This window comes from Citreimonas salinaria (assembly GCF_900107235.1).
Taxonomy (GTDB): domain Bacteria; phylum Pseudomonadota; class Alphaproteobacteria; order Rhodobacterales; family Rhodobacteraceae; genus Citreimonas; species Citreimonas salinaria.
On the sequence record NZ_FNPF01000003.1, the window covers coordinates 168,100 to 194,365 of the forward strand.

The 26,266-nt window shown below is 70.1% G+C and carries 21 protein-coding genes and 1 pseudogene; 8 read left to right on the forward strand and 14 right to left on the reverse strand.

Features of this window, described 5'->3' with window-relative positions; translation table 11 throughout:
* Nucleotides 1-42 precede the first annotated feature (42 nt).
* The gene (locus tag BLW27_RS05100) at nt 43-987 is read right to left on the reverse strand and encodes an MBL fold metallo-hydrolase (protein WP_089880232.1); all 945 of its coding nucleotides are present in this window, start codon (nt 985-987) and stop codon (nt 43-45) included.
* 146 nt (nt 988-1,133) lie between these two features.
* Between BLW27_RS05100 and kynU the strand changes: the two genes are divergently transcribed.
* The 4 genes from kynU (at nt 1,134) to BLW27_RS05120 (ending at nt 6,058) form a co-directional block, all read left to right on the forward strand.
* Nucleotides 1,134-2,327: a kynureninase gene (kynU, locus tag BLW27_RS05105; protein ID WP_089880235.1), complete on the forward strand. Its 1,194-nt coding sequence runs from the start codon at nt 1,134-1,136 to the stop codon at nt 2,325-2,327.
* A 91-nt stretch (nt 2,328-2,418) separates the two neighbouring features.
* A complete protein-coding gene (locus BLW27_RS05110; protein ID WP_089880238.1) occupies nt 2,419-2,874 on the forward strand; it encodes a (2Fe-2S)-binding protein in 456 nt (151 codons plus the stop codon).
* A 3-nt stretch (nt 2,875-2,877) separates the two neighbouring features.
* Entirely contained in the window at nt 2,878-5,118 is a 2,241-nt protein-coding gene (locus BLW27_RS05115) for a xanthine dehydrogenase family protein molybdopterin-binding subunit (RefSeq protein WP_089880241.1), read from the forward strand.
* Nucleotides 5,119-5,167: 49 nt separating this feature from the next.
* On the forward strand, nt 5,168-6,058 hold the full coding sequence (locus tag BLW27_RS05120; RefSeq protein WP_089880246.1) for a DMT family transporter: 891 nt from the start codon (nt 5,168-5,170) through the stop codon (nt 6,056-6,058).
* Between the two features lie 165 nt (nt 6,059-6,223).
* On the opposite strand, the gene BLW27_RS05125 is transcribed toward BLW27_RS05120, so the two are convergent.
* From BLW27_RS05125 to BLW27_RS21645, 4 genes are all read right to left on the reverse strand, one after another.
* Entirely contained in the window at nt 6,224-7,000 is a 777-nt protein-coding gene (locus BLW27_RS05125; RefSeq protein ID WP_089880249.1) for a gamma-glutamyl-gamma-aminobutyrate hydrolase family protein, read from the reverse strand.
* 273 nt (nt 7,001-7,273) lie between these two features.
* Nucleotides 7,274-9,427: a malate synthase G gene (locus tag BLW27_RS05130; RefSeq protein ID WP_089880253.1), complete on the reverse strand. Its 2,154-nt coding sequence runs from the start codon at nt 9,425-9,427 to the stop codon at nt 7,274-7,276.
* A gap of 160 nt (nt 9,428-9,587) precedes the next feature.
* Entirely contained in the window at nt 9,588-11,498 is a 1,911-nt protein-coding gene (locus BLW27_RS05135; protein ID WP_089880256.1) for an ABCB family ABC transporter ATP-binding protein/permease, read from the reverse strand.
* A 71-nt stretch (nt 11,499-11,569) separates the two neighbouring features.
* The gene (locus tag BLW27_RS21645) at nt 11,570-13,744 is read right to left on the reverse strand and encodes a LysM peptidoglycan-binding domain-containing protein (protein ID WP_245710777.1); all 2,175 of its coding nucleotides are present in this window, start codon (nt 13,742-13,744) and stop codon (nt 11,570-11,572) included.
* A 126-nt stretch (nt 13,745-13,870) separates the two neighbouring features.
* On the opposite strand from BLW27_RS21645, the gene BLW27_RS05150 reads away from it, so the two are divergent.
* A complete protein-coding gene (locus BLW27_RS05150) occupies nt 13,871-14,443 on the forward strand; it encodes an LOG family protein (protein ID WP_089880264.1) in 573 nt (190 codons plus the stop codon).
* Nucleotides 14,444-14,520: 77 nt separating this feature from the next.
* Here the strand turns inward: BLW27_RS05150 and rarD are convergent.
* From rarD to BLW27_RS05185, 7 genes and pseudogenes are all read right to left on the reverse strand, one after another.
* Nucleotides 14,521-15,279 (reverse strand): annotated as a pseudogene (gene rarD / locus BLW27_RS05155) (EamA family transporter RarD); the annotation flags it as partial.
* Between the two features lie 183 nt (nt 15,280-15,462).
* On the reverse strand, nt 15,463-16,071 hold the full coding sequence (locus BLW27_RS05160) for a superoxide dismutase (RefSeq protein WP_089880267.1): 609 nt from the start codon (nt 16,069-16,071) through the stop codon (nt 15,463-15,465).
* A gap of 276 nt (nt 16,072-16,347) precedes the next feature.
* Complete coding sequence (locus tag BLW27_RS05165; protein WP_089880269.1) at nt 16,348-16,917, reverse strand: sarcosine oxidase subunit gamma; 570 nt, start codon at nt 16,915-16,917, stop codon at nt 16,348-16,350.
* Entirely contained in the window at nt 16,910-19,930 is a 3,021-nt protein-coding gene (locus BLW27_RS05170) for a sarcosine oxidase subunit alpha family protein (RefSeq protein ID WP_089880272.1), read from the reverse strand. Before BLW27_RS05170 ends, BLW27_RS05165 begins: the two co-directional genes overlap by 8 nt.
* On the reverse strand, nt 19,927-20,256 hold the full coding sequence (locus BLW27_RS05175) for a sarcosine oxidase subunit delta (RefSeq protein WP_089880275.1): 330 nt from the start codon (nt 20,254-20,256) through the stop codon (nt 19,927-19,929). Before BLW27_RS05175 ends, BLW27_RS05170 begins: the two co-directional genes overlap by 4 nt.
* Nucleotides 20,257-20,352: 96 nt before the next feature.
* The gene (locus BLW27_RS05180) at nt 20,353-20,547 is read right to left on the reverse strand and encodes a hypothetical protein (protein ID WP_089880277.1); all 195 of its coding nucleotides are present in this window, start codon (nt 20,545-20,547) and stop codon (nt 20,353-20,355) included.
* 157 nt (nt 20,548-20,704) lie between these two features.
* Complete coding sequence (locus BLW27_RS05185) at nt 20,705-21,949, reverse strand: sarcosine oxidase subunit beta family protein (RefSeq protein ID WP_089880280.1); 1,245 nt, start codon at nt 21,947-21,949, stop codon at nt 20,705-20,707.
* A gap of 202 nt (nt 21,950-22,151) precedes the next feature.
* Between BLW27_RS05185 and ccmI the strand changes: the two genes are divergently transcribed.
* The 3 genes from ccmI (at nt 22,152) to BLW27_RS05200 (ending at nt 24,257) form a co-directional block, all read left to right on the forward strand.
* Nucleotides 22,152-23,405 carry a c-type cytochrome biogenesis protein CcmI gene (gene ccmI, locus BLW27_RS05190; protein WP_089880284.1) on the forward strand — a complete coding sequence of 418 codons (1,254 nt, stop codon included), beginning with the start codon at nt 22,152-22,154 and terminating at the stop codon, nt 23,403-23,405.
* Nucleotides 23,406-23,517: 112 nt separating this feature from the next.
* Nucleotides 23,518-24,003: a Holliday junction resolvase RuvX gene (gene ruvX, locus BLW27_RS05195; RefSeq protein ID WP_089880287.1), complete on the forward strand. Its 486-nt coding sequence runs from the start codon at nt 23,518-23,520 to the stop codon at nt 24,001-24,003.
* Entirely contained in the window at nt 24,000-24,257 is a 258-nt protein-coding gene (locus BLW27_RS05200; protein ID WP_089880290.1) for a DUF1289 domain-containing protein, read from the forward strand. The genes ruvX and BLW27_RS05200 overlap by 4 nt, the downstream gene beginning before the upstream one ends.
* 30 nt (nt 24,258-24,287) lie before the next feature.
* Here the strand turns inward: BLW27_RS05200 and BLW27_RS05205 are convergent, their stop codons facing one another.
* Nucleotides 24,288-25,106, reverse strand: coding sequence for a sulfite exporter TauE/SafE family protein (locus BLW27_RS05205; protein WP_425429277.1), 819 nt, complete (start codon nt 25,104-25,106; stop codon nt 24,288-24,290).
* Nucleotides 25,106-26,128 carry a tRNA dihydrouridine(20/20a) synthase DusA gene (dusA, locus tag BLW27_RS05210; RefSeq protein WP_089880296.1) on the reverse strand — a complete coding sequence of 341 codons (1,023 nt, stop codon included), beginning with the start codon at nt 26,126-26,128 and terminating at the stop codon, nt 25,106-25,108. The genes BLW27_RS05205 and dusA overlap by 1 nt, the downstream gene beginning before the upstream one ends.
* Nucleotides 26,129-26,266 lie beyond the last annotated feature (138 nt).

Here is a 26,266-nt window from a genome sequence, read left to right on the forward strand (position 1 = left end):
TGCGCTCCTTCGGCTGCCAGACGACGCAAGGCGCGGCCGGGGTCATTCCCACTCCATCTCCTCGAAGACGCGGCCGGCGTTCTTGGTCGCCAGTTCCTCGAACGTGTCGAGCTGCGCCCATTGGCTCTGGTCGACGTAGTAGGACGACGCAAGATCCCCGCCCTCGTCCAGATGCGCGCCGATCTTCTCGCGCAGGTCGCGCAGGTATTCCGACGTGTAGCGCGTCACCTGCGCCATGTTCGTCGGGTGGCCGTGGCCGGGAATGACGTAGGTCGCGCCCAGCTCGGTGAACGGCCCTTCGAAGGTCTCGATCCAGGCGTCGGTGTCGGTATCGGGAAAGATCGGCAGCATCCGCTCGTGGAAGGCGATGTCGCCGGCGATGACGATGCCCCATTGCGGAATCCAGACCTGCGTGTCGCCCGGCCCGTGCGCCGGGCCCAGGTGCAGCACCTCCAGCGTCACGTCCCCCATCTCGATCACCTCGCGGTCGGAAAACGACCGGTTCGGCACGACGACCTCGGTGCCCTCGGCGCGGTCGCGGTTGTAGCGCTGCATCCCCTGCAGGATGAAGTCGCCGTTCTCCTCGATCTCGTGGATGGCGTCCTCGTGCGCGAGGATGTCAACGCCGAGGCCCGCCCAGTACGAATTGCCGAGCATGGCGTGCCCCTGCCCGTTCTCGTTGATCACCAGCTTCACGGGCTGGTCGGTGATCGCCTCGATCTCGTCGTGCAGCGCCTCGGCCAGACGCGCGCTGGCGCCGCCGTTGATCACGATGACACCGTCGCCGGTGACCACGAAGGACAGGTTGTTGTTGTGGCCCGCGTTCTCGTAGGTCGGCGGCGCGGTCGCGCCGATGGCGCTGAAGACGTGCGGGATGACCTCGACCGGCTTGTCGTACAGCTCGGACTGGGGGTACTTGTCGGCGATGTCCTCGGACGCGGCGGCGGCACCGGCAGCCAGGCTCAGCGCGAGCAGTGTGAAACGCATGATGAATCCTCCCTCTCCTGCAAGCATTCACATATTCGAATGGTTCTGCCAAGCGGTCCCGCGCGGCCACTGAAACCGGCCTTGCCAAGGACCGGCCAGCCATTAGGGTGCGCGGCCAGCCCGATCCATACCGCCGGAGGCGAGACATGACCGATTTCAGCGCGACCCACGCCAAGTTCCACATCCCCGACGGGGTCATCTACCTCGACGGAAACTCGCTGGGTCCGCTGCCGGTCGCCGCGCCCGAGCGGATGCAGAAGATGATGACGGCGGAATGGGGCCAGAGCCTGATCGGCGGCTGGAACGAGCATGGCTGGATGGCGATGCCGCGCAGCCTGGGCGACCGCATCGGCCGCCTGATCGGGGCCGAGCCGGGACACACGGTGCTGGGCGACACGCTGTCGATCAAGGTGTTCCAGGCGCTGGCGGCGGCGATCCGGATGCGGCCCGACCGGCGGGTGATCCTGTCGGATACCGGCAACTTCCCCTCGGACCTGTACATCGCCGAGGGGCTCGTGGACCTGCTGGGCGACGGCTACACGCTCAAGACCGTGGCGCCCGAAGAGGTCGAGGGCGCCATCGACGACACCGTCGCCGCGATCCTCATCACCGAGGTCGATTACCGCACCGGCCGGCGCCACGACATGGCGCGGCTGACACGCGCGGCGCACGACGCGGGCGCGCTGGCGATCTGGGACCTGGCGCATTCCGCCGGCGCGTTGCCCGTGCGCGTGGCGGCCGAGGGCGCCGACTTCGCCGTCGGCTGCACCTACAAGTACCTCAATTCCGGCCCCGGCGGCCCGGCCTTCATCTACGTCGCCCCGCGCCACGCCGAGCAGGCGAAGCCCGCGCTCGCCGGCTGGCTGGGCCACGACAGGCCCTTCGACTTCGACCTGCGCTACACCCCCGGCGCGGGGATCGAACGGATGCGCGTCGGCACCCCGCCGGTGCTGCAGATGGCAGCACTCGAGGCCGCGCTGGACGTGTGGGACGGCGTCGACATGGACGACCTGCGTGCCCGCGCGCTGGAACTGGGCGACCGCTTCATCGCGGGTGTCGAGGCCGCCTGCCCCGACCTGGTCCTCGCGACCCCGCGCGACCACGCCAGCCGCGGCAGCCAGGTCTCGTTCCGCCACCCCGACGCCTACGCGATCATGCAGGCGCTGATCGCCCGCGGCGTGGTGGGCGATTTCCGCGCGCCCGACATCCTGCGCTTCGGCATCACGCCGCTCTACATCGGCGAGGCCGAGATCGACGCAGCTGGGGACACGCTGGCCGCGATCCTGCGCGAGGGCGCCTGGGACGATCCGGCCTTCCGCACGCGCAAGGCCGTCACCTGACGCGAAGCGCCTGCGCGGCGCCGCCGCGTCCGGTTTGACTTCGGCTCCGGCAGGCGCAACATCCCCTCATCCCGAACCCCGGAGAGCGCCGATGCCGACCTCGATCACCGTCAATGGCACCGAACACGCCGTCGACCTGCCCGGCGACGTGCCGCTGCTGTGGGTCCTGCGCGACGCGCTCGGCCTGACCGGCACCAAGTACGGCTGCGGCGTCGCCGCCTGCGGCGCCTGCACCGTCCACATCGACGGAGAGGCCACCCGTTCGTGCCAGGTGCGGCTGGCGGACGTCTGGGGCGAGATCACCACGATCGAGGGGCTGGGCAATCCCGACGCCCTGCACCGCCTGCAAGCGGCCTGGATCGAGCACCAGGTCGCGCAATGCGGCTATTGCCAGTCCGGCCAGCTCATGCAGGCCGCCGACCTGCTGGCCCGCACGCCCGACCCGTCGGACGACGAGATCGACGCCGCCATGTCGGGCAACCTGTGCCGCTGCGGCACCTATCCCCGCATCCGCGCCGCGATCCGCGCCGCCGCGCAGGGGGCATAAAGCATGGCCAGCATCGGCAAGATCGCCCGCCGCACGTTCCTGTTCGGCTCGGTCGCCATCCTCGGCGGCGCGGCCTTCGGCGCCTGGTACGTCGCCCAGCCTCCCGCCAACCCGCTGGACCCGCCCGAAGGCGAGACCGCGATGAACCCCTTTGTGGTGATCGGCGATGGCGGCATCACGCTCGTCGCGCCGCGCGCCGAGATGGGCCAGGGCACCCGGACCACCTGGGCCGCGCTGCTGGCCGAGGAACTGGACGTCGATCTCGCCCACGTCCGCGTCATCCACGGCCCGCCGGCGCAGGCCTATTACAACACCGCCATGCTGGCCGAGGCGCTGCCCGGCAAGGGCTACGATGCGTCGGAGATGCGCAACAACTTTGCCGAACTCGTCGGCCGCGCCGGCAAGTTGCTGGACCTGCAGGTCACCGGCGGCTCGACCGCCATGCGCGACGGGTTCGAGCGCCTGCGCGTGCTGGGCGCGGCCACCCGCGAGGCGCTGAAAGAGGCCGCCGCCCGCCGGCTGGACGTCGACCGCGTCGACCTGACCACCGAGGCCGGCGCCGTCATCGCGCCCGACGGCACACGCATCGCTTACGCCGACCTCGCCGCCGAGGCGGCGGGCATCGATCCGGGCGAGGTGGTGCTGCGCGAACCCGCGGAATGGCGCCTGCTCGGCAGGACCCAGCCGCGCCTCGACGTGCCCGCGAAATCCACCGGCACCGCCCAATTCGCCATCGACGTGCGCCTGCCCGACATGCGCTTCGCCGCCCTGCGCCGCGCGCCGCACCGGGGCGGCATGGCGGCCTATGACGACCGGCAGGCCGCCCGCATGCCGGGGGTCGAGCGCATCGTCGACGTGGGCGACGGCATCGCCGTCATCGCGACCAACACCTGGCTGGCCCAGCAGGCCGCCGACGCCGTGCGGATCGACTGGGCGGAAATCCCGCCCGGCCCCGCCACGACGGACGAGATGTTCGCCGCGATCGAGGCGGGGTTCGACAGCGACCCCAACTCGACCATGCGCGACGACGGCGACGCCGACAGCCTGCCCGACGGCGCTGTCGAGATCACCGCCGAGTACCGCACGCCCTTCCTCGCCCACGCCACGATGGAGCCGATGACCGCCACCGCGTGGATCACGCCGGACGGCCTGCGCCTGTGGTGCGGCAACCAGGCGCCGATCTTCACGCGCGACGCCTGCGCCAACGAGGCGGGGATCGACCCCGAGCAGGTCGAGGTCAACACCACGCTCATGGGCGGCGGCTTCGGCCGGCGGGGCGAGCTCGACTTTTCCGTCTACGCGACCCGCGTGGCCAAGGCCGTGCCCGGCACCCCGGTGCAGCTGACCTGGTCGCGCGAAGAGGACATGACCCACGACTTCTACCGCCCCGCCAGCATCGCGCGGATGCGCGGCGCGGTGAAGGACGGCCGCCCGGTGCTGATCGACGCCGCCGTGTCGGGCCCGTCGGTGTCGCGCCAGGCGCTGGACCGCTGGACGGGCTTTGCGCCCGGCGGGGCCGACAAGGGCCACGTCGACGCGTTGTTCAACCAGCCCTACGCCGTGCCGAACTACCGCGTGCGCGGGTATCTGGCCGATCTCGACGTGCCGATCGGGTTCTGGCGCTCGGTCGGCGCCTCGCATAACGGCTTCTACCACGAAAGCTTCGTCGACGAGCTGGCCCACGCCGCCGGCGCCGACCCGCTGCAATTCCGCATGGACGCCACCTACGACGAGTGGGAGCCCGCCTGGCGCGTCCTCGAAGCCGTTCGCGACCTGTCCGGCTGGGACGCAGGCAAGCCCGAGGGCACAGGGCGCGGCGTCGCGATGGTCTATTCCTTCGGCACCCCCGTCGCCATCGTGATCGAAGTGCAGGACCAGGACGCCGCGATCCGCCTGACCCGCGCCTGGATCGCCGCCGATCCCGGCGTGGCGCTGGACCCCGGCATCATAGAGGCGCAGTTGACCGGCGGCATGGTCTACGGCTTGTCCGCGGCCATCGGCGAGGAAATCACCTTCGACGGGCGCGTGGCCCAGCAGAAGAACTTCCCCGACTACGAACCGCTGCGCATGACGCAGATGCCGAAGGTCGAGACCCGCATCCTGCAGGTGCAGGACCGGATCGGCGGCATCGGAGAGGTCGGCACGCCCCCCGCCGCCCCGGCGCTCGCGAACGCGATCTTCGACCTGACCGGCGAGCGGGCCCGCGAGCTGCCCTTGCGCAAGCGGTTCGATTTCGTCATCTGAGCGGAGGGTGCCCCGGCACCCGCTCTCTCAACCAGACGCCCGAGGCTCGATGACGCAGATCGGCGAAATCCGTGTGGCAACCGCGCTGGTTCTCGTCAGCGGCGTGCTCTGGGGCTTCTACTGGATACCCGTGCGCGCGCTGGCCGGGATGGGCCTTGGCGGCGCATGGGGCACCGCGGCGATCGCGGGCGCCGCGACCCTGCTGCTGGTGCCCTTCGCCCTGCGCGGCCTGGGCGCCGCCGCGCGCGCGGGCCTTGCCGGCGCCGTGCCGGTGGCGCTCGGCGGCGCGGCCTTCGCGCTCTACTCGATCGGGTTCCTCTATGGCCGCGTGGCGCTGGTGGCGCTGCTCTACTTCCTGACCCCGGTCTGGAGCGTGCTGATCGCGCGCGTCGTCTTCGGCCTGCGCACGCCCCCGCTGCGGCTGGTCGCGGTCGGGGTGGGCCTCGCCGGCCTCGCGATCATGCTGGGCGCCGGGGGCCAGGTGCCGCTGCCGCGCGGCGCGGGCGAATGGATGGGCCTGATCGCAGGCGTCCTGTGGTCGGTGTCGTCCATCGGCATCCGCAACGGGCCAGCACTGCCGCCGCCGACCTCGGCCTGCGTCTTCACGCTGGGCGCGACCTTCACGGCGCTGGCCTGCGTGCCGCTGCTGTCGGGGCCATCGGCCGGCCTGCCGGCGGACATGCTGCCCGCGATCGCCCTCGCGCTCGGCACCGGCGCGCTGTGGTGGTCGGGCGCCATCGCGCTGCTGATCTGGGCGACCGCGCGGCTCGATCCCGCGCGCGTCGGCATCCTGCTGATGTCCGAGGTCCTGGTCGGCGCCACCTCGGCCGCCGCCTTCGCCGGAGAGCACCTCTCTCCGTTCGAGCTCGCCGGCGGCGCGCTCGTGCTGCTGGCCGGCGCGCTCGAGATCTGGCCCCAGCACCGCGCCGTGCCGATCTGAGCCCGGTGCGAGTCGAGTTTCCGGCGTCCCGCCGGCGTGGCAAACGGCACCAATTCCTGACGAAAGGTTAATTCGTCCCTGCAAGCCATTGATTTCGCTTGCGCGAATCCGTGTCCCATCGTGGGACACGCGGCCGGGCCCCGTTCCGATCGGTCCTCGCGCCCCTCAGGCCGAGCGTTGCAACGGCGCCCGCTTCCCCTCGGCCCAGGCCCGCGCGGCATCCCCGAAGGCCCGGAACAGCGGCCGCGACACCGGATCGTTCGCCGCGTCCCATTCCGGGTGCCATTGCACCGACAGGGTGAAGCCCGGCGCGCCGTCGATCCGGATCGCCTCGGGCGTCCCGTCCGGCGCGTGCCCCTCGATCACGACGCGGCTGCCCGGTCGGTTGATTCCCTGCCCGTGCAGCGTGTTGGTCATCACCTCGGTCGCGCCGAACAGCCGATGGAACACGCCGCCCTCGACCAGCCGGACGATGTGGCGCAGCGCGAACTTCTCCTCCAGCGTGCCGTCGGGCGGCATCCGGTGGTTCAGCCGCCCCGGCAGGTCGCGGATCTCGGGGTAGAGCGAGCCGCCCATTGCCACGTTGACCTCCTGAAACCCGCGGCAGATGCCGAAGACCGGCTGCCCGCGCTCGACGCAGGCCCGCACCAGCGGCAGCGTGACCGCGTCGCGGGCGCGGTCATGGGCGCCGTGCGCCTCGGTCCATTCCTCGCCGTATTCCTCGGGATGCACGTTGGGCCGACCGCCGGTCAGCAGGAACCCATCGCAGATCTCGAGCAGCTCGTTCACCGAGACGAAGGCCGGATCGGCGGGGATCAGCATCGGCACGCAATCCGAGACCTGCGCCACCGCCTCGGAGTTCATCACGCCGCCCGCATGGGTCGGGTACTGGTCGTTGACCAGGTGCTGGTTGCCGATGATGCCGATGACGGGTCTGGACATGTGCGCGCTCCTTTCGTCGGAACATAACCTTCCAGTGCGGCGGGCAAAAGGCCGACGTCGCAGTCGGCCCGCCCCGACCACGGCCGTCTGCCCGTTTTCAAGCAACGCGGGCGCCGGCTCCATCTTCGCGATCAGCCGTGAAGACTCCGTTCATCGCAACGCGCCGACTGGTCCTCGGCGCGGGATCGGGAACCGGCCGAGTGGCAAAGCCAGGGCGGGCGCGCGAAGCGCGCCCGCCCCCCGTGGCGACCCGCGCAAGCGGGGCGCAAACCCTCAGCCCGCCGCCTGCGCCTTCAGCTCCAGCCGTCGGGCGTGCAGCACCGGCTCGGTATAGCCCGAGGGCTGAACACGCCCCTCGAACACCAGGTCGCAGGCTGCGCGGAAGGCGACGCCGTCGAAACCGGGCGCCATCGGGCGATAGTGCGGATCGTCGGCGTTCTGGCGGTCGACCACCTCGGCCATGCGCTGCATGATCGCCATGGTGTCGTCGCGCGAGATCACGCCGTGGTGCAGCCAGTTGGCGATGTGCTGGGAACTGATCCGGCAGGTGGCGCGGTCCTCCATCAGGCCCACGTCGCGGATGTCGGGCACCTTCGAGCATCCGACGCCTTGGTCGATCCAGCGCACCACGTAGCCGAGAATGCCTTGTGCGTTGTTCTCGACCTCGCGGGTGATCTGCTCTTTCGACCACTTGCGGAAGCGGGCCAGCGGGATGTCCAGCACCGTGTCCACGTGCGCGCGCCGCCCGCCCGAGCGCAGGGCCTCCTGCACCGCGAAGACGTCGACCTGGTGGTAGTGCAGCGCGTGCAGCGTGGCGGCGGTCGGCGACGGCACCCAGGCGCAGTTCGCCCCCGCCTTCGGGTGCTCGATCTTCGCCTCGAGCATCGCGGCCATCTTGTCGGGCATGGCCCACATGCCCTTGCCGATCTGCGCGCGGCCCGACAGCCCGCATTCGAGGCCAATATCGACGTTGCGATCCTCGTAGCCGCCGATCCAGGCCTTGCGCTTGATGAAGTCCTTGCGGCTGAACGGCCCCGCCTCCATCGAGGTGTGGATCTCGTCCCCCGTGCGGTCGAGGAAGCCGGTGTTGATGAAGGCGACGCGGTGCTTCGCGGCGCGGATGCACTGCTTGAGGTTCACCGTCGTGCGGCGTTCCTCGTCCATGATGCCCAGCTTGACGGTGTATCGCGGCAGGCCCAGTACCTGTTCGACGTGTGTCATGATCTCGTCGGTGAAGGCGACCTCGTCGGGGCCGTGCATCTTGGGCTTCACCACGTACACGCTGCCCGCGTGGCTGTTTCGCAGCCCTTCGATCTTGGCGAGGTCGTGCTTGGCGATGGCGACGGTGACCATGGCGTCCATCAGCCCTTCGAAGATCTCCTCTCCGTCGCGGGTCAGGATCGCGGGGTTGGTCATCAGGTGGCCGACGTTGCGCACCAGCATCAGCGCGCGGCCGTTGACCGCCATTTCGCCACCGCCTGCCGCGATGTAGACTGGGTCCTCGTTCAGCTCGCGGGTGACCGTCTCGCCACCCTTGTCGAAGCTGTCGGTCAGGTCGCCCTTCATCAGGCCCAGCCAGTTGCGATAGGCCAGCACCTTGTCCTCGGCATCGACGCAGGCGACGGAATCCTCGCAATCCATGATCGCGCTGACGGCCGATTCCAGCCGCACGTCGGCAAGGCCCGCCTGGTCGCGCGACCCGATCGGGTGGGTGCGGTCGAAGCGCAGTTCCACGTGCAACCCGTTGTTGCGCAGCAGCACCGCCTGCGGTGCCTTGGGGTGGCCGAGGAAGCCCACGAACTTGGTCGGCTCTTCGAGCGGGCGGTCGTCGACCAGCAGCTGACCCTTGCTGACGTGATAGCGGCGGGCATCTGCGTGGCTGCCGCCGTCGATCGGGAACGCGGTGTCGAGGAAGACGCGCGCCCGCGCCACGACGCGCGCGCCGCGGCCCTTGTCGTAGCCGCCCGCGGGCGGTTTCGAGCCCGTCGCGTCGGTGCCGTAGAACCCGTCGTAGAGGCTGCCCCAGCGGGCGTTGGCGGCGTTGAGCGCGTAACGCGCGTTGGTGATCGGCACCACCAGCTGCGGCCCGGCGACGCTGGCGATCTCGGGGTCCACGTTGACGGTATCGATCTCGAAATCCTCGCCCTCGGGCAGCAGGTAGCCGATTTCTTCCAGGAAAGCCTTGTAGGCTTCGTGGTCGTGCGGCTGGTTGACGCGCGCCTTGTGCCACTGGTCGATCTGGCGCTGCAGGTCCTCCCGAATGGCAAGAAATTGCGCGTTGCGAGGACCGAAATCATGGGCAAGGTCGCTCAGCCCCTTCCAGAAGGCGTCGGCGGCGACATCCGTGCCCGGCAGCGCCTCGTCCTCGATAAAACGCGCAAGCTGCGCGTCGACCTGCAATCCGTGGCGGTCCACTCGATCGGCCATGTCTCTTCCCCGTGTAAATGCGATACGCGGCTGTGCGTCCCGATCCGGTCTAGAAAGAAAGTTTCCGATACGCAACGGATGCGGTCAGAAATGTGGACCGGTTCTGCCGTTCACGCGCGGCCTAGACGCCTTGCCCGGATGCTTGCCGGCGGCGCGGCGATCAGGCCGTCTCTTCCCCGGCCTGCTGGCGCGCCCAGAGCGATGCGTAGCGGCCGCCGCGGGCGAGCAGGTCGGCATGCGTTCCCTGCTCGGCCACCTCGCCGTCCTGCAGCACGACGATGCGGTCGGCGTCCGCGATTGTCGAGAGGCGGTGCGCGATGGTCAGCACGGTGCGCCCCTCGGCCGCGCGGCGCAGGGCGGTCTGGATCGAGGATTCGGTCTCGGAGTCCAGCGCCGACGTCGCCTCGTCCAGCAGCAGGATCGGCGGGTCCTTCAGCAGCGTGCGGGCAATGCCGACGCGTTGCTTCTCGCCGCCGGACAGCTTCAGTCCGCGTTCGCCCACCTGGGTGTCGTAGCCTTCGGGCAGGGACAGGACGAAGTCGTGGATCTGGGCTGCGCGGGCGGCCGCTTCGATCTGCGCGTCGGTGGCGTTGTCGCGCCCGTAGGCGATGTTGTAACGGATCGTGTCGTTGAACAGCACCGTGTCCTGCGGCACGACCCCGATGACGGCGTGCAGGCTGTCCTGCGTCACGTCGCGGATGTCCTGCCCGTCGATGGTGATGGCGCCGCCGCCCACGTCGTAGAAGCGGAACAGCAGCCGGCCGATCGTGGACTTGCCCGATCCCGACGGCCCCACCAACGCCACGCTTTCGCCTGCGCCGACGGCCAGGTCGACGCCCTTGAGGATGGGCCGCGCCGGATCGTAGCCGAAGCGCACGTTCTCGAACCGCACCACGCCGCGCGTCACGTCGATGGCTTTCGCCCCGGGGCGGTCGTCGACGTCGCGCGGCTGTTCGAGCAGGTCGAACATCTCGCCCATGTCGGTCAGCGCCTGCCGGATCTCGCGGTAGACGGTGCCCAGGAACCCCAGCGGCATCGTCAGCTGGATCATGTAGGCGTTGACCATGACGAAATCGCCCACGGTCAGCGCGCCCGACTGCACGCCGAGCGAGGCCATGACCATCACGATCACGAGGCCGGCCGTGATGATGAAGCTTTGCCCGAAATTCAGGAAGGCGAGCGAGGTCGCCGTCTTGATCGCCGCCGCCTGGTAGTTTTCCATCGCGCGGTCATAGCGGGCGGCCTCGCGCGCCTCGGCGCCGAAATACTTGACCGTCTCGAAGTTCAGAAGGCTGTCGATCGCCTTCTGGTTGGCGTCGGTGTCCTGCCTGTTCATCTCGCGCCGCAGCTTCACCCGCCACTCGGTGACCTTGAAGGTGAACTGCACGTAGGCGCCGATGGTCACCACGACCACCGCGAGGTACCAGACGTCGAAGGCGAAGAAGAGGATCACCGCCACCAGCAGCAGTTCCAGGGCGAGCGGCACGATCGAGAACAGCAGGAAGCGCAGCAGGAATTCGACGCCCTTGACCCCGCGCTCGATAATCCGGCTGAGCCCGCCGGTGCGCCGAGTGAGGTGGTAGCTGAGCGACAGGCGGTGGATGTGCGAGAACGTCTCGAGCGCGAGCTGGCGCAGGGCGGTCTGGCCCACCCTGGCGAAGACCGCGTCGCGCAATTGCTGGAACCCGCCCGACATCAGCCGCGCCAGACCATAGGCGACGGTCAGACCGACCGCGCCCAGCAGCAGGTCCGACGCCTCGCCAGACAGCGTGTCGACGGCGTACTTGTAGAGGATCGGCGTTACGGCAGAGATGGCCTTGGCCAGCGTCAGCAGTCCCAGCGCGATCACCACGCGGCGTTTCACCCACGGCTTGTCGGCGGGCCATAGATAAGGGCCGACCTTGCGGATCGTGCGCAGCCCCGAGCGGCGCTCTTCGGCGGCGATGGCGGCGGCGTCGCGTCGCTCGTCGATCACGGCGTCGCGCCGCCCTGCCTTTGCCGCCTCGCGGTCCCGCGCGGCGCGGGCGGCGTTTCGGGACGAGTTGGAACCCTGCGGGGTGTCGGTGGCCATGGCGATCCTTTCCTGCCCTGACTAACGGCTGGCCGCGGCGCTTGGAAGAGGGCGCGCCCGAGCCGGCGCGATCACTCCGGCAGGTCGAAGATCTGCCCGGGATAGATCAGGTCGGGATCGCGGATCTGGTCGCGGTTGGCGTCGAAGATGCGGACATAGTCGATGCCCTCGCCGTAGCGGACGCGCGAGATCCCCCACAGCGTGTTGCCGGGCTGGACCGTGACGCTGACCGCGGCACCGTCGGCACGGGCGCTGGCTAGCACGGCAGGATCGACCCGCCGGAACGGGCTTTCGGCGCGCGCGGTGACCGCGCCGCTTTCGTCGATCCGGTCCACGCGCAGCGTGTAGGTTCCGGTATCGACCTGCGGCAGCGTGGTCCGCCAGCGGCCGTCGGCGGCGATCCGCGCGGTGCCGACCGGCGCATTGTCGAGATAGAGCCGCACGAAGCCGCCGCCGTCGCCCCGCCCGGCAAACTGCACCGCGCCCGCATCGTCGTAGGTCACCTGGTCAAGCGCGACCTGCCCCGGGGCAAGCGGGGCGTCGGGCATGACCTCGACGCCCTGAGGCGTGGATCGCAGCACCATCGGCCGCGCCGGACCGGCCGGTTCGGGCGCGGGCGCGGCGGCGATGTCGACCGGTGCGCCCGCCGAGGGCGTTTGCGGCAGAGTGATTTCCGCCGGCGCAGACAGGGTTCGCGGCGCGGCGCTTTCGGCGGCGGGGGCGTCTTCGCCGGTGGTCGTTACAGCGCCCCCCGTGTCATCTTCGGCCGCGAGGTCCGCCACCTTGGCCAAGGTGGACAGAGTAGGCGCGTCGCCGCCTGCGCCGGAGGGCGCCATCGCGTCGGAGCCGGCGACGACGTCGCCGAGATCCGCGCCCGTGCTGTCCGGTGCGGCGCGGCCTTCGCCATCGGTCGCAACCGTGTCCGCACCGTCGCCCGCCGCACCAACCGTACCAGAAGCAGTGGCCCCGGCATCCGCGACGAACCGCGACGGGGCACCGCGCGCGGGCGGCTCGGCGCCCGTTGCCGCGCGATCCCGCGTATCGGACGCTGGCTCCGCCGTGTCCAAGTCCGCAGCGGGCGCCGCTTCCTTGCCCGCCTCGGTGATGGACCGGGCCTGAGGTCCCGGCGCGTCGGGTGGCGTGGCAACCCCTGCCGAGGACAGGCCCGAACGTAGCATGGCCGTCGCCGCGTCCGCAGCTTCGGGCGCATCCGGCCAGGCAACGTCCCGTCCGCCGTCCGCCTCCGAGACGGCTGGTCCCGCGCCGACCCGTTCGCCAAGGCTGCGCAAGGCGGCAGCGGAAGGCATGGCCCCTGGCATCGCCGGTGCGTCTGCCGCAGGCGGGACCGCGGTCGCCAACGCGGAGTGTTCGGTGCGGCCGTCCGGATCGTCAGCCGCCGGTTGGCCCTGCGGCTCGACTCCCCGCGGCGCACCGGCTTGACGGTCGCGCTCCTCGGGATGCGGAGCGGCGGCGGCCAACGCCGTGGGCGGCGCTACGATGACCTCGTCAAGCGAGACAATGACGCTGTCCCCCGCGCTCTGCCGCAATGCCAGCACATGCGCCCGGCCGTCATCCGGCATGTCGAGGAAAAGGACGAAGCGGCCGTCGCCTGCCACGTCGGTGCGCGCCGCGACCTCTCCGTCGAGCAGAAGCTCGACCGCGGCGCCCGGCTCGGCCGAGCCGGCGACCAGCGCGCTGCCGTCGCTTTCGGCCCGGACGAGGTCGAAGGCAGGCATCGCGACACCCGTTGCGGGCATCGCGGGCTCGGCTGTGACGCCACCGGGCGCTTCGGGCGCAGCGGCCGGTGCGGAGATGTCGCCGCCCTCGCGGAGTGCCACGCCTGGCGCGTCGGGTGTCGTTGCGTCGGGCATCGGTACGATGGGGTCGGCGTCCGCGACCGCAGGGGCCTCGCTGGCCGGCGGGACAGGTGCCGGAGAGCCCGTCGCGGCACCATCATCCGTGGGCGAGCCGCCTGCCGCTTCCAAGGGGTCGGGCACGGGCGTCGGGTCCGGCGCGGGCGGCGTTTCGTCCGGTGTCGCTGTCACCGGTGTCGTTGTCTTTGGGCCGCCGGCGGCCGGTTTCGCCGGAGCCGGGGATGCGTCCACATCCGTAGGGGGCATGGGACCCGCGCCATCCTCTTGCAGCGGCGCGACGTCCGGCCGAAGCCATCCGTCGCCCACCGCCACAGCCACGACCACCGCTGCCGCGCCTGCCGCCAGCCCGCCGAACAGCGCAGCCCTGCTCATGCGCCGATCCCTGCGCTGGACATGCCCGAAATCCCCCGAGAAGCCGCCCCAAACGGCGGTTGAGCCCGTATATCAGCCGGATTATCACCGGTCAAAATCGAGATTTCCTTTACGCCGGAGCGTGCCATGTCCACCACATCCATCTGCGTCTACTGCGGCTCGCGCATGGGCGGCGACCCCGCCCACGCCGACGAGGCCACCGCGCTGGGTCGCGCCATCGCCGACGCGGGCTGGCAGCTGGTCTACGGCGCCGGCGACGTGGGCCTCATGGGCGCGGTGGCGCGCGCGGCGCAGGAGGCGGGCGGGCGCACCTTCGGCGTGATCCCCAAGCACCTGATGGATCTCGAGGTGGGCAAGCGGGATCTCACGTCCTTCGTCGTCACCGAGACGATGCACGAGCGCAAGAAGGTCATGCTGATGAACGCCGACGCCATCGTCGTGATGCCCGGCGGCGCGGGCTCGCTGGACGAATTCTTCGAGGCGCTGACCTGGCGCCAGCTGGGCCTGCACGGCAAGCCGATCGTGCTGCTGGACGTGAACGGCTTCTGGGCGCCGCTGCACGGGCTGCTGGATCACGTGGTGCGCGCGGGCTTTGCCGATGCGTCGCTGCTGGACTTCGTACGCTCGGGCGGCTCGGCCACAGAGGTGATGGGCCTTCTGCGCCGCGCCCTGTCGGATGCGAAGGCCGACGCCGAATAAAGCGCCAGCGCCGCCCAGATCAGGCCGAAGACGGCGGCGTGCACCGTGGTGAACGGCTCGGCGAAGATGATGACCGCGCAGAAGAACTGCAGTGTCGGGTTGAGGTACTGGATCAGCCCGACGGTGGCATAGCGCACCCGCACGGCCGCCCGCGAGAACAGCACCAGCGGCACGGCCGTCAGCGGGCCGGACACCATCAGCAGTGCCGTGGTGGCCGGGTCCGCGGCATATGCTCCGCCGCCTTCGAGGTGCGTCCAGACCAGCCAGCCCATCGCCAGCGGCGCCAGCACCGTGACCTCGGCCGTGACCGAAACGACGGGGCCGACGGAAAGACCCTTCTTCACAAGCCCGTATATCCCGAAGGTGAAGGCGATCATCAGCGAGATCAACGGCGTCACCCCCTCGCCCAGCGTCATCACCACCACCGCGGCCGCGGCGAGTGCCACAGCCGCCCACTGCAGTTTCGCCAGGCGTTCGCCGAAGGCCAGTACGCCCAGCAGGACCGCCACCAGCGGAAAGATGTAGTAGCCGAGGCTGGCTTCTGTCGTCCGGCCGGTCTGGACCGACATGATGAACAGGAACCAGTTGCACGAGATCGCCACCGCCGCGGCGGTGGTCAGGCCGGCTGCGCGGGCGGTTCCCAGCGCGGCCCCCAACATGCGCAGACGGCCCTGCATGCCGAGGAAGATCGCGAAGGTGACCAGCGACCACAGCGTGCGATGGGCCAGCACCTCGAGCGGGGGGACGTGGGACAGCAGCTTGTAGTAGAGCGGCGAGAGCCCCCAGATGACGCAGGCGGCGACCATGGCTATGACGCCGCTGCGTGCGCTGTCCATTGCAGGCTCCGGGGTTGGCGAAGTCGGGGCGCGGCCCCGCCGCCCCCTCGGGGCGATGCCCTTGGGATATTTTCACCGGATCGAAGATGCAAGGCGATGGCCGCGTCGCGGCCGCGGAAATAGAAACGCCCCGGTCGCGGGGACGGGGGCGCTGCTGTCACGCGTCGGAACAGGGATTGGCGATCAGGCCTTGGACAGGCGCTCGGCCACGTTCTCCCAGTTGACGAGGTTGTCGAGGAAGTTCTGCAGGTAGGCAGGACGCTTGTTGCGGAAGTCGATGTAGTAGGAATGCTCCCACACGTCGCAGCCCAGCAGCGCGGTCTGGTCGAAGCACAGCGGGTTCACGCCGTTCTCGGTCTTGGTGACCTTCAGGCTGCCGTCCTTGTCGACCACCAGCCAAGCCCAGCCCGAGCCGAACTGACCGGCACCGGCGGCGGCGAATTCCTTCTTGAAATCGTCGACCGAGCCGAAGGCGTCCGTCAAGCGGCTTTCCAGCTCGGAGGGCATGGCGTTGGCGCCGGGGCCCATCATCTCCCAGAAATGGGTGTGGTTCCAGTGCTGGCTGGCGTTGTTGAAGACGCCGGACTGCGCGACGGCGTTCGGGTCGTAGGTGCCCTTGACGATCTCCTCGACCGTCTTGTTCTCCCACTCGGTCCCCGAAATGGCCTTGTTGCCGTTGTCGACATAGGCCTTGTGGTGGATGTCGTGGTGGTATTCGAGCGTTTCCTGGCACATGCCCTTGGATGCAAGCGCGTCGTGGGCATAGGGAAGGTCGGGAAGTTCGAAAGCCATGGTGTCACCCCTCGTTGGTTGTTTGCGTTGCCCCTTACCTGTGCCGCGCGCCGCGTGAGGTCAAGTGCCGCTGCGTCATACGTCGGCGTCGCACGGTTGGCGGACGGCCTGATCGCCCGCCGACGCGACCTGGCCGACGATGCCGCGGATGCTCGGGGCGCAGAAGGAATGGCGCCTGAGGCGCGGCGAAAAAGCCTGGTGACCGGAAAACTGATTTACTGGCAAACCGCGCGGACTATAGCACGCGAACGAAGGGCACGACTGCCGCGGACGACGTCAGAGAACTTCCACCGCGCTTCCCTCGCGGCCGGCTTCGCTCAGAAGATCGAAGGCGTAGCGGGCCACCGACCGGAAGCACAGGACGCGCGCGACGCCGGGCTCGGTCAGCCACAGCGCGGCCGGGATCTGCGCCAGTCGGGTGCGCCGGACGGTGCCGGGCGCGAAGGCGCCGGGGGACAGGTCGGCCGACGTGAGCTTGGCCAGCGTCTCGCGCAGGCGCCCGTCGTCGCCGCTCAGCGCGAAGACCGCGCGCGCGTCCGAGACATCCGTCACCAGCGCGTGTTCACCGGACAGCGTGTCAGCAAGGTCCCGCGCCGCCTGCGGGCCGTCCGCGCGGGGCAGCAGGATCAGCAGCTCGTCCGGCGCCATCCACAGCAGCGCGTGGTCACCCTGCCGCGTGGCCCGCAGCGGATCGGGCATGGCGGCGCCGGTCAGCTCGGTGACGGCAGCCTTGACGGCCTCCGCGTCCAGCGAGCCGCGCAGGGCGACCATGCCTTGGGGCACTTCCTCGACCGCGATCAGACCGTCGAAACGCGCGCCGCCCAGCGGCAGGACCGGATCAGACATTCTGCTTTGCCCCCTCGGGATCGAAGAACACCGGGTCGACGATGCGCGCCTCGATCGCGGTCTTGCCGTCGTCGCGCATGAAGGTCAGCACCTCGCCCATCCGCTCGGGACCGCGATGCGCCAGCCCCATCGCGATGCCGTGGCCCAGCGTGGGCGAGTGGTAGCTGGAGGTCACGCGTCCTTCGGTGTTGCGCTGGCCGTTGACGTTGGTGCCTTCGGTCACGGCGTAGGCGCCGTCGGGCAGAACCGAGCCGTCGAGCGTCTTCAGGCCGACCAGCTTCCACCGGTCGGGGTCGGTCATGTGGCTTCGGGCCTGCGCGCGCTTGCCCAGGTAGTCGTCCTTCTTCTTCGAGATCGCCCAGTCGAGGCCCAGGTCCTGCGGGATGACCGTGCCGTCGGTCTCGTCCCCGATCATGATGAAGCCCTTCTCGGCGCGCATCACGTGCAGCGCCTCGGTGCCGTAGGGGGTGATCTGCCACTCGGCGCCGGCGTCCACGATCCTGTCCCACAGCGCGCGCGCCTGCCCCGCCGGCACGGCGATCTCGTAGCTGAGTTCGCCCGAGAACGAGATGCGGAAGACGCGCACCGGGTGGCCGGCAAGCTGGCCCTCGGCAAAGGCCATGAAGGGCAGCGTTTCGGCCGAAACGTCTATGCCGCCCAGCTTTTCCAGCAGCTTGCGCGCGTTCGGGCCGACCACGGCGATCTGCGCGAATTGTTCGGTCAGGTTGGCGGTGTAGACCTTCCAGTCCCACCATTCGGTCTGCAGCCAGTCCTCCATGTGGGCATGGATGCGGTCGGCGCCGCCGGTGGTGGTGTGGCACAGGAACGTGTCGTCATCCAGCCGCGCGACCACGCCGTCGTCGATCAGGAAGCCGTTCTCGGAGCACATCAACCCGTAGCGGCAGCGGCCGGGTTTCAGCGTGCTCATCATGTTGGTGTAGAGCATGTCGAGGAAGCGGCCCGCATCCGGCCCCTTCACCACGATCTTGCCCAGCGTCGAGGCGTCGAGCAGCCCGAGGCTGCCGCGGGTCGCGTCGATCTCGCGCGCGACGGCGGCGTGCTTGTCCTCGCCCGCGCGAGGGTAGCAGTAGGGCCGGCGCCATTGGCCCACCGGCTCCCACTTGGCGCCGTGGGTTTCGTGCCAGTCGTGCAGCGGCGTGCGGCGGATCGGCTGGAACAGCGGACCGCGCGCCTCGCCCGCGATGGCGCCCATCGACACCGGCGTGTAGGGCGGCCGGAAGGTGGTGGTGCCGACCTGCGGGATCGGTGCGTTCAACGCCCGAGAAAGTACGGCCAGTCCATTGATGTTGCTCATCTTTCCCTGGTCGGTGGCCATACCCAGCGTGGTGTAGCGCTTGGTGTGCTCGACCGACTCGAAGCCCTCCTGCGCGGCGAGATGCACGTCCGAGACCTTCACGTCGTTCTGGAAGTCGAGGAACGCTTTGGCGCGCAGCGCGTGGGGTGCCCCCTGCGGCATCATCCAGACCGGGGCGAGCGGCGCCTCGGCCGGTTGTTCCGCGTCGGGCGCGGACGCGTCGGACGGGGTGCCGCCGAGATCGCGCGCGGCGGTTTTTCCGGCCTTTTCAGCATCTTTCAGGATGGAGCTCAGGTCCCCCTGCCCGTTCGCGGCGCCTGCGGCGATGACGTTGGATGCGCCATCCTGACCGATCGGCGCGCGGTCGGGATCGGGGCGGAAGGCTGCCGCGGCCTCGTCCCAGACCAGCTTGCCGCCGCAATGCGACCACAGGTGCACGACCGGCGACCATCCGCCCGACATGGCGACCGCGTCGCAGGCGATGGTCTCGAGCGGCGTGCCCTCACCCGCCTGGGCGCAGATTTCGACGCCGGTGAGGGCGCGCGTGCCGTTGACCTGTGCGATGCCGCGGCCGGTCAGCACGCGGATGCCGGCGGCCTGCGCCTCGGCCATCAGGGCGCCGCCACCCTCGGGTCGTGCGTCCAGCACCGCCGGGACCGTCAGCCCCGCGCGGTGATGCGCCAGCGCCGTGCGGTAGGCGTCGTCGTTGTTGGTCACCACCACCAGCCGGTCGCCGGCCGAGACGCCCCAGTTGACGATGTAGTCGCGCACGGCCGAGGCCAGCATCACGCCGGGACGGTCGTTGCCCGCGAAGGGCAGCGGACGCTCGATCGCGCCGGTGGCGGTCACGATGCGCCCCGCGCGGATGCGCCACAGCCGGTGGCGCGGGCCGGGCGCGTCGGGCGCATGATCCGCCAGACGCTCGTAACCCAGGACGTAGCCGTGGTCGTACAGCCCCGCCCCCTGGAGGCGCAGGCGCAGCGTGACGTTCGGCATGTTGTCGAGCGCCTGCAGCGTGTCGCCGATCCAGTCCTCGGGCGTCTTGCCGTCGATCGTGCCGCCGTCGACCGGCGCGCGGCCGCCCCAATGGCCCGTCTGCTCGACCAGCAGCACGCGCAGCCCGGATTCGCCCGCCGTCTTCGCCGCCTGCAGGCCGGCCACGCCGCCTCCGACCACCAGTACGTCGGTGTGGTGGTGGAAATGCTCATAGCGGTCGGGATCGCGCGCCTCGACCGCAGGCGCGCGGCCAAGACCGGCCGAATGGCGGATGAACGGTTCGTAGACGTGTTTCCAGAAGGCGCGGGGATGGATGAACATCTTGTAGTAGAAGCCAGCGGGCAGGAACCGCGACAGCGCCGCGTTCACCGCGCCCACGTCGTAGTCGAGGCTGGGCCAGCAATTCTGCGAGGCGGCCTGCAGCCCGTCGAACAGTTCTGTCGTGGTGGCGCGGGCGTTGGGCTCGAACCGGTCGCCCTGCCCCAGCCCGACCAGCGCGTTCGGCTCCTCGGCGCCCGAGGCGATCACCCCGCGCGGGCGGTGATACTTGAAGCTGCGCCCGACCAGTGTGCGGCCCGAGGCAAGCAGCGCCGAGGCGAGCGTGTCGCCCGGATGGCCGCGCAACGTGGTCCCGTCGAAGGTGAAGCTGACCTGGCGGCTGCGGTCGATCAGCCGGCCGCCTGTGGCGAGACGGGTGCTCATGCGCGGGAATCTTTCGGCTGGTCGGTTCGGCGTTCGGCGATCCGGTCGCGGATCTCCTGCGGCGGCTCGGTCGTCTGCGCGGGATAGGTGCCGAAGACCTCGTTCGTGGCGGTGCAGCGCGCGGCGTGGAACCACTTGCCGCAGCCCATCGCATGGCGCCAGCGCTCGAAATGCACGCCGCGCGGGTTGTCGCGCAGGAACAGGTATTCCTCGAACGCGGCGTCGGTGCTGTCGGGGCCACGCCGGGCGATGTGCGCTTGCCCGCCGGGGGCAAGCTCGATCTCGTCCGCGGCGACGCCGCAGCATGGGCAGGTCAGGATCAGCATGACGCACCCCGCTGTTGCGGGATGCGTTTGCAAGCAGAGGCGATGCGCGCCGTTACATGGCCGCACGCATCGCCCTGCCGGAATGCGTGTTCGACCTCAGTCGACTTCGAGCGGTTCCGGCTCGGTGGCCTCTTCGAGCGGCTCGGGCTCGACAACGGTGCCTTCCTCGATCTCGGCGCCGGGCGTGGTGGCTTCAAGCGCCTCGTCGCCGGCCTCGAAGACGCCCCAGGCGAACAGCACGACCAGCAGGATGATGATGGCGATGACGATGAGAATGATGTTACGCAGCATGACGGGTCCTTTTCGCGTTGGTGGTCTGCGCGATCAACCTTTCGTGCGCGCCCCGAGTTCCCGACGCGTGCGGCACGCCGCCGATGCGATGCCCGCGTGCAACACCGCCGCGCGACGACCGGCCCCGCCACGTCCGCGCGCGTTTCCGCCGCGCGGGTCAATGTGCCACCCCGGCGGCGACGGATTCGTCGATGAAGCGCCCCTCGCGGAATCGGTCGAGCGAGAACGAGTCCGTCAGCGGCGCGTGCCCCTTGGCCATCAGCTCGGCGAAGCCCCAGCCCGAGCCGGGGATCGCCTTGAACCCGCCAGTGCCCCAGCCGCAATTGACGAAACAGTTCTGAAGCGGCGTCTTCGACAGGATGGGCGAGCGGTCACCCGTCATGTCGACGATCCCGCCCCACCAGCGCAGCATCTTGAGCCGCGAGAGCATCGGGAAGGTCTCGATCAGCGCGCGCACGGTTTCCTCGACATGGTGGAAGCTTCCCCGCTGGGTGTAGTTGTTGTAGCCGTCCGCGCCGCCGCCGATGACCATCTCGCCCTTGTCGGACTGGCTCATGTAGCCGTGCACGGTGTTGGCCATGACGACGCAGTCCATGATCGGCTTGATCGGCTCGGAGACCAGCGCCTGCAGCGCCACGGATTCGATCGGCAGCCGGAACCCGGCCATCTGCGCCAGCACGCCGGAATGGCCCGCGACCACCAGCCCCAGCTTGTCGCAGGCGATGGCGCCCTTGGTGGTGTCGACGCCGGTCACGCGGTCGCCGTCGCGGCGGATGCCGGTGACCTCGCATTGCTGGATGATGTCCATGCCCATCGCCGAGCACGCCCGCGCGTAGCCCCAGGCCACTGCGTCGTGCCGCGCGGTGCCACCCCGCGCCTGCCACAGCGCGCCCAGCACCGGGTAGCGCGGCCCTTCGAGGCGGATGATCGGCACGATCTTCTTCACTTCGGCGGGGGTGATGAACCGCGTCTCGACCCCCTGAAGCGCGTTGGCATGCGCGGTGCGCCGGTAGCCGCGCACCTCGTGTTCGGTCTGGGCCAGCATCATGACGCCGCGCGGGCTGAACATGACGTTGTAGTTCAGGTCCTGGCTCAGCGTCTCGTAGAGGGCGCGCGACTTCTCGTAGATCGCGGCCGACGGGTCCTGGAGATAGTTCGACCGGATGATCGTCGTGTTGCGCCCGGTATTGCCGCCGCCCAGCCAGCCCTTTTCCAACACCGCCACGTTGGTGATGCCGAACCGCTTGCCGAGGTAGTAGGCGGTCGCAAGGCCGTGCCCGCCCGCGCCGACGATGATCACGTCGTAGCGCGCCTTGGGCTGCGCACGGCGCCAGGCCCGCTCCCAGCCGCGATGGCCGGTCAACGCCTCACGGGCGACGGCGAAGGCGGAATAACGTTTCATGGCATCCGAATCCCGGGGCATCCTGCCCTTCCCAGTAGCAAGGCGTATCACCGCGTCCGCCGCCCGCAAGCGGCGCAATGCGACGCAGAAGCGACATGGGCGTTCCGCATATACGACGGGGGCGATCTGCCGCGCCCCGACAACCCTTTCGCCCGAGGCCGCGCGGGGTTACATCTGCGCGGCGCAACGAGGCGGAGACGACATGACGCTGTTCTGGGGAGTGACGGGCGCGATGGCGCTGGCCGTGGCCGCGCTGCTGGCGCTCGCGGTGCTGCGAGGGCGGCGCGACGACGCCCCGGCGCAGGCATCCGACCTGCGGGTCTACCGGGACCAGCTGGCCGAGATAGACCGCGATCTGGCGCGCGGCACCATCCCCGCGGACGAGGCCGAGCGGCTGCGCACCGAGGTGTCGCGCCGGATCCTGGCGGCCGACAGCGCCGCCCGCACCGACACCGCCGGCCCCGAGCAGCCGCGCACGGCTTCCCGCGCAGTGGCGGCACTGACGGTGGCGCTGGTGGTGATCGGCGGCTTCGCGCTCTACACCCGGCTTGGTGCGCCGGGCTATCCCGACCTGCCGCGCCAGAGCCGCATCGCGGCGGCCGAGGACGCGCGCCAGACCCGCCCGACCCAGGCCGAGGCCGAGGCCGGCCTGCCGGCCACGCAGGCGCCCGACATCGATCCCGCTTACCTCGAACTGGTGCAGAAGCTGCGCGGCGCCGTTGCCGAGCGACCCGGCGACATCGAGGGCCTGACCCTGCTCGCCCGGTCCGAAGCCGCCTTGGGCAATTTCGTCGCGGCCTACGAGGCGCAACAGGCGATCATCGAAGCCAAGGGCGACGCGGCGACCGCGCGTGACTACGCCGACCTGGCGGACATGATGATCCTCGCCGCAGGCGGCTATGTCAGCCCCCAGGCCGAGGCCGCGCTCGACGCCGCGCTGACGCGCGATCCGACCAACGGCGTGGCGCGCTACTACGCGGGGCTGATGATGGCCCAGACCGGCCGGCCCGACATAGCCTTCAATGCTTGGGACCGCCTGCTGCGCGAAAGCCCGCCGGACGCGCCTTGGCTGCCGCCCCTGCGCGCCCAGATCAAGGACCTCGCCTGGCGCGCCGGCGTCTCGGACTATACTCTGCCAGAACCGCAAGATCCCGCTGCAACGCCGCCCGGCCCGGCCCCCGGCCCAACGGCCGAGGACATGGAAAGTGCCGCACAGATGACGCCCGAGCAGCGGATGGAAATGATCCGCGGCATGGTCTCGGGCCTCTCCGACCGCCTGTCCACCCAAGGCGGCCCGCCCGAGGAATGGGCCCGGCTGATCACCGCGCTTGGCGTGCTGGGCGAGACCGACCGCGCCCGCGCCATCTGGACCGAGGCGCAGACCGCTTTCGCCGGTTCGCAAGAGGCGCTCGACACCCTGGCCGCGGCCGCGGCCAGGGTGGGGATCGACCAGTGACCGCACGGCGCCGCCTCACGGTTGTCCCGGCCGGCGTGTGTCGCGCTGGCGGCGCCCGGCACCCGCGACGGCAGCAGCGCGTCCAGCCCCGCCAGACCCGGGGTCCCATGCCATGATCCACGAGGACATTGCCGATTTCGCCGCCGCGCTGCGCCCGATGCAGGCGCTGGCCGGGCTCGACCTCGGCGACAAGACCATCGGCGTGGCAGTGTCGGATTCGATGCGCTCGGTCGCCTCGCCGCTGCAGACGATCCGCCGCCGCAAGTTCACCCTCGACGCCGAAGCGCTGCTGTCGGTTCTGCAGCAACGCGTCATCGGGGGCCTCGTGCTAGGCCTGCCGCGCAACATGGACGGCAGCGAAGGCCCGCGCTGCCAGTCCACCCGCGCCTTCGCGCGCAACGTCTCGCGGCTCTGGGACGGGCCCATCGGCTTCTGGGACGAGCGCCTGTCCACGGTCGCCGCGGAACGCGCGTTGCTCGAGGCCGACACGTCGCGGCGCCGCCGGGCCGAGGTGATCGACCACGTGGCCGCCGCCTACATCCTGCAAGGCGCACTCGACCGGCTTGCGCACCTCTCGGCGTCGCAGGACCGCCCATGACCGACCGCCCCTCGGACACCGACAAGCTCTGGCGGCGGGACGAGATCGAAAGCCCCTGCGTCAAGACATGCGTGATCCACCCCGAGACGCGCCTCTGCACCGGCTGCCATCGCAGCATCGACGAGATCACGCGCTGGTCGAAGATGACGCCCGAGGAGCGCCGCGCCGTCATGGCCGAGCTGCCCGAGCGCGGCGGCGCATTGCGCGAGCGCCGGGGCGGCCGCGCCGCGCGGCTTGCGCGACGCGACGGCTAGTGCGCAGTCCGGTCGCGAACTTTCCCGGCCTTATCCCTCGAAGGCGGTGAACAGCATGTTGACCGCGACGATCAGGATGAACACCGCGAAGGAGCGCCGCAGCGTCAACGCGTCGAGCCGGTGGGCGATCTTCGCGCCGATCGGCGCCGTGAACAGCGTCATCGACACCGCCACCACGAAGGCCGGCAGGTTGACCGCGCCGAAGGTCAGCGGCGGCGGCGCCGCGACGTCGACCATCAGGAAGCCGATCACCGACGGCACCGCGATCAGCGCGCCGAAACCCGCGGCGGTCGCCACGGCGGCATGGATCGCCACGTTGAACAGCGTCATCAGCGGAACGCCGAAGGTGCCCCCACCGATACCCATCAACACCGAAAGAAGGCCGACCAGCGGCGACAGGATCGACCGCCCCAGAACCCCGGGCATCTGCTGGCCCAGCCGCCAGTCCTGCCGCCCGAAGGCCAGGTACAGGCCCACCAGCAGCGCCACGATGCCGAACAGCGCCTCGAGCGCCTCGGAGCGCACCTTTGCGGCAACGAACACGCCCGCGATCGCGCCGATGACGATGCCCGGCGCCCAGGTCTTCAGGATGTGCCAGTTGACCGCGCCGCGCTTGTTGTGCGCCGCCACCGACCTCAGCGAGGTGATCACGATCGCGGCCAACGACGTGGCGAGGCAGATCTGCATCAGCTGCGGCCCGCCGAAGCCCAGCGTGGAGAAGACGAAGAAGAACGCCGGCACGTGCACGATGCCGCCGCCGACGCCCAGCATGCCGGCCAAGAGACCCGCGAAGGCGCCGGACACGAGAAGAAGCCCCACCAGGGGCGCGAGCGTCGCGAAATCGGGGATCATGCGGCGCGCGCCTCTTCCATGTGCGAAAGCGCCGTCTCGATAAGCCGCGCATCGGCACCGGGGCGCACCGCGTGCTCGGACAGCGTGCGGCGCCAGGCGCGTGCCCCGGGACGCCCGGCGAACAGGCCCAGCATGTGGCGCGTGACCTGCGACAGCTTGCCGCCCGCGTCGACATGCGCCTGCGCGTAGGGCATCATCGCGTGCGCCACGTCTTCGGGTGCGCGCGCGCGGGGCACGTCGCCCCATATCGCCGCGTCGGCGTTCGACAGGATGTCCCAGGGCTGGTGGTAGGCGGCGCGGCCGATCATCACCCCGTCAAGCCCCTGGTCCAGCAACGAGACGGCCGCATCGAGGCCGTCGACTCCGCCGTTGATCGAGATGTGCAGGTTGGGGAACAGCTGCTTCATGCGCATGACGAGGTCGTAGTCGAGCGGCGGGACGTCGCGGTTCTCCTTCGGGCTGAGCCCCTGCAGCCAGGCCTTGCGCGCGTGGATGGTCACGCGCTCGCAGCCGGCCGCGACAATGCGGGCGAGGAATTCGGGCAGGACCGTTTCGGGATCCTGGTCGTCGACGCCGATCCGGCATTTCACCGTGACGGGCACATCCGTGGCGTCGCGCATCGCCATGACGCAGCGCGCGACCAGCCCGGGGTCGCGCATGAGCACCGCTCCGAACGTGCCCGATTGCACCCTGTCCGACGGGCAGCCGCAATTGAGGTTGATCTCGGCATATCCCGCCCGCGCCCCCATCCGCGCCGCCTGCGCCAGCTCAAAGGGGTCCGAGCCGCCGAGTTGCAGCGCCACGGGCTGTTCCGCGGCGTCGAAGTCCAGCAGGTGCAGCGCCCCGCCCCGCACCAGCGCCGGCGCCGTCACCATCTCGGTGTACAGCAGTGCCCTCGCCGAAATCAGGCGGTGGAAGTACCTGCAGCTTCGGTCGGTCCAGTCCATCATCGGGGCCACGCTTAGCCGCGCGGCGCGCTCGATGTCCGAAGCGCTGTGTCTTGCTGGCTCTGCGTTCATGGTCACCCGACCGCTGCTCCTCGATTTCCGGGCCTTTTGCCCCCGTTTCTTGTGGCAGTGCAACAAGTCGTTGCAGCGGGCCCGAGTTCTCGCACCTCTCTCGGGCGTGCCGGGGGTCCGGGACGACTTAAAGCTATA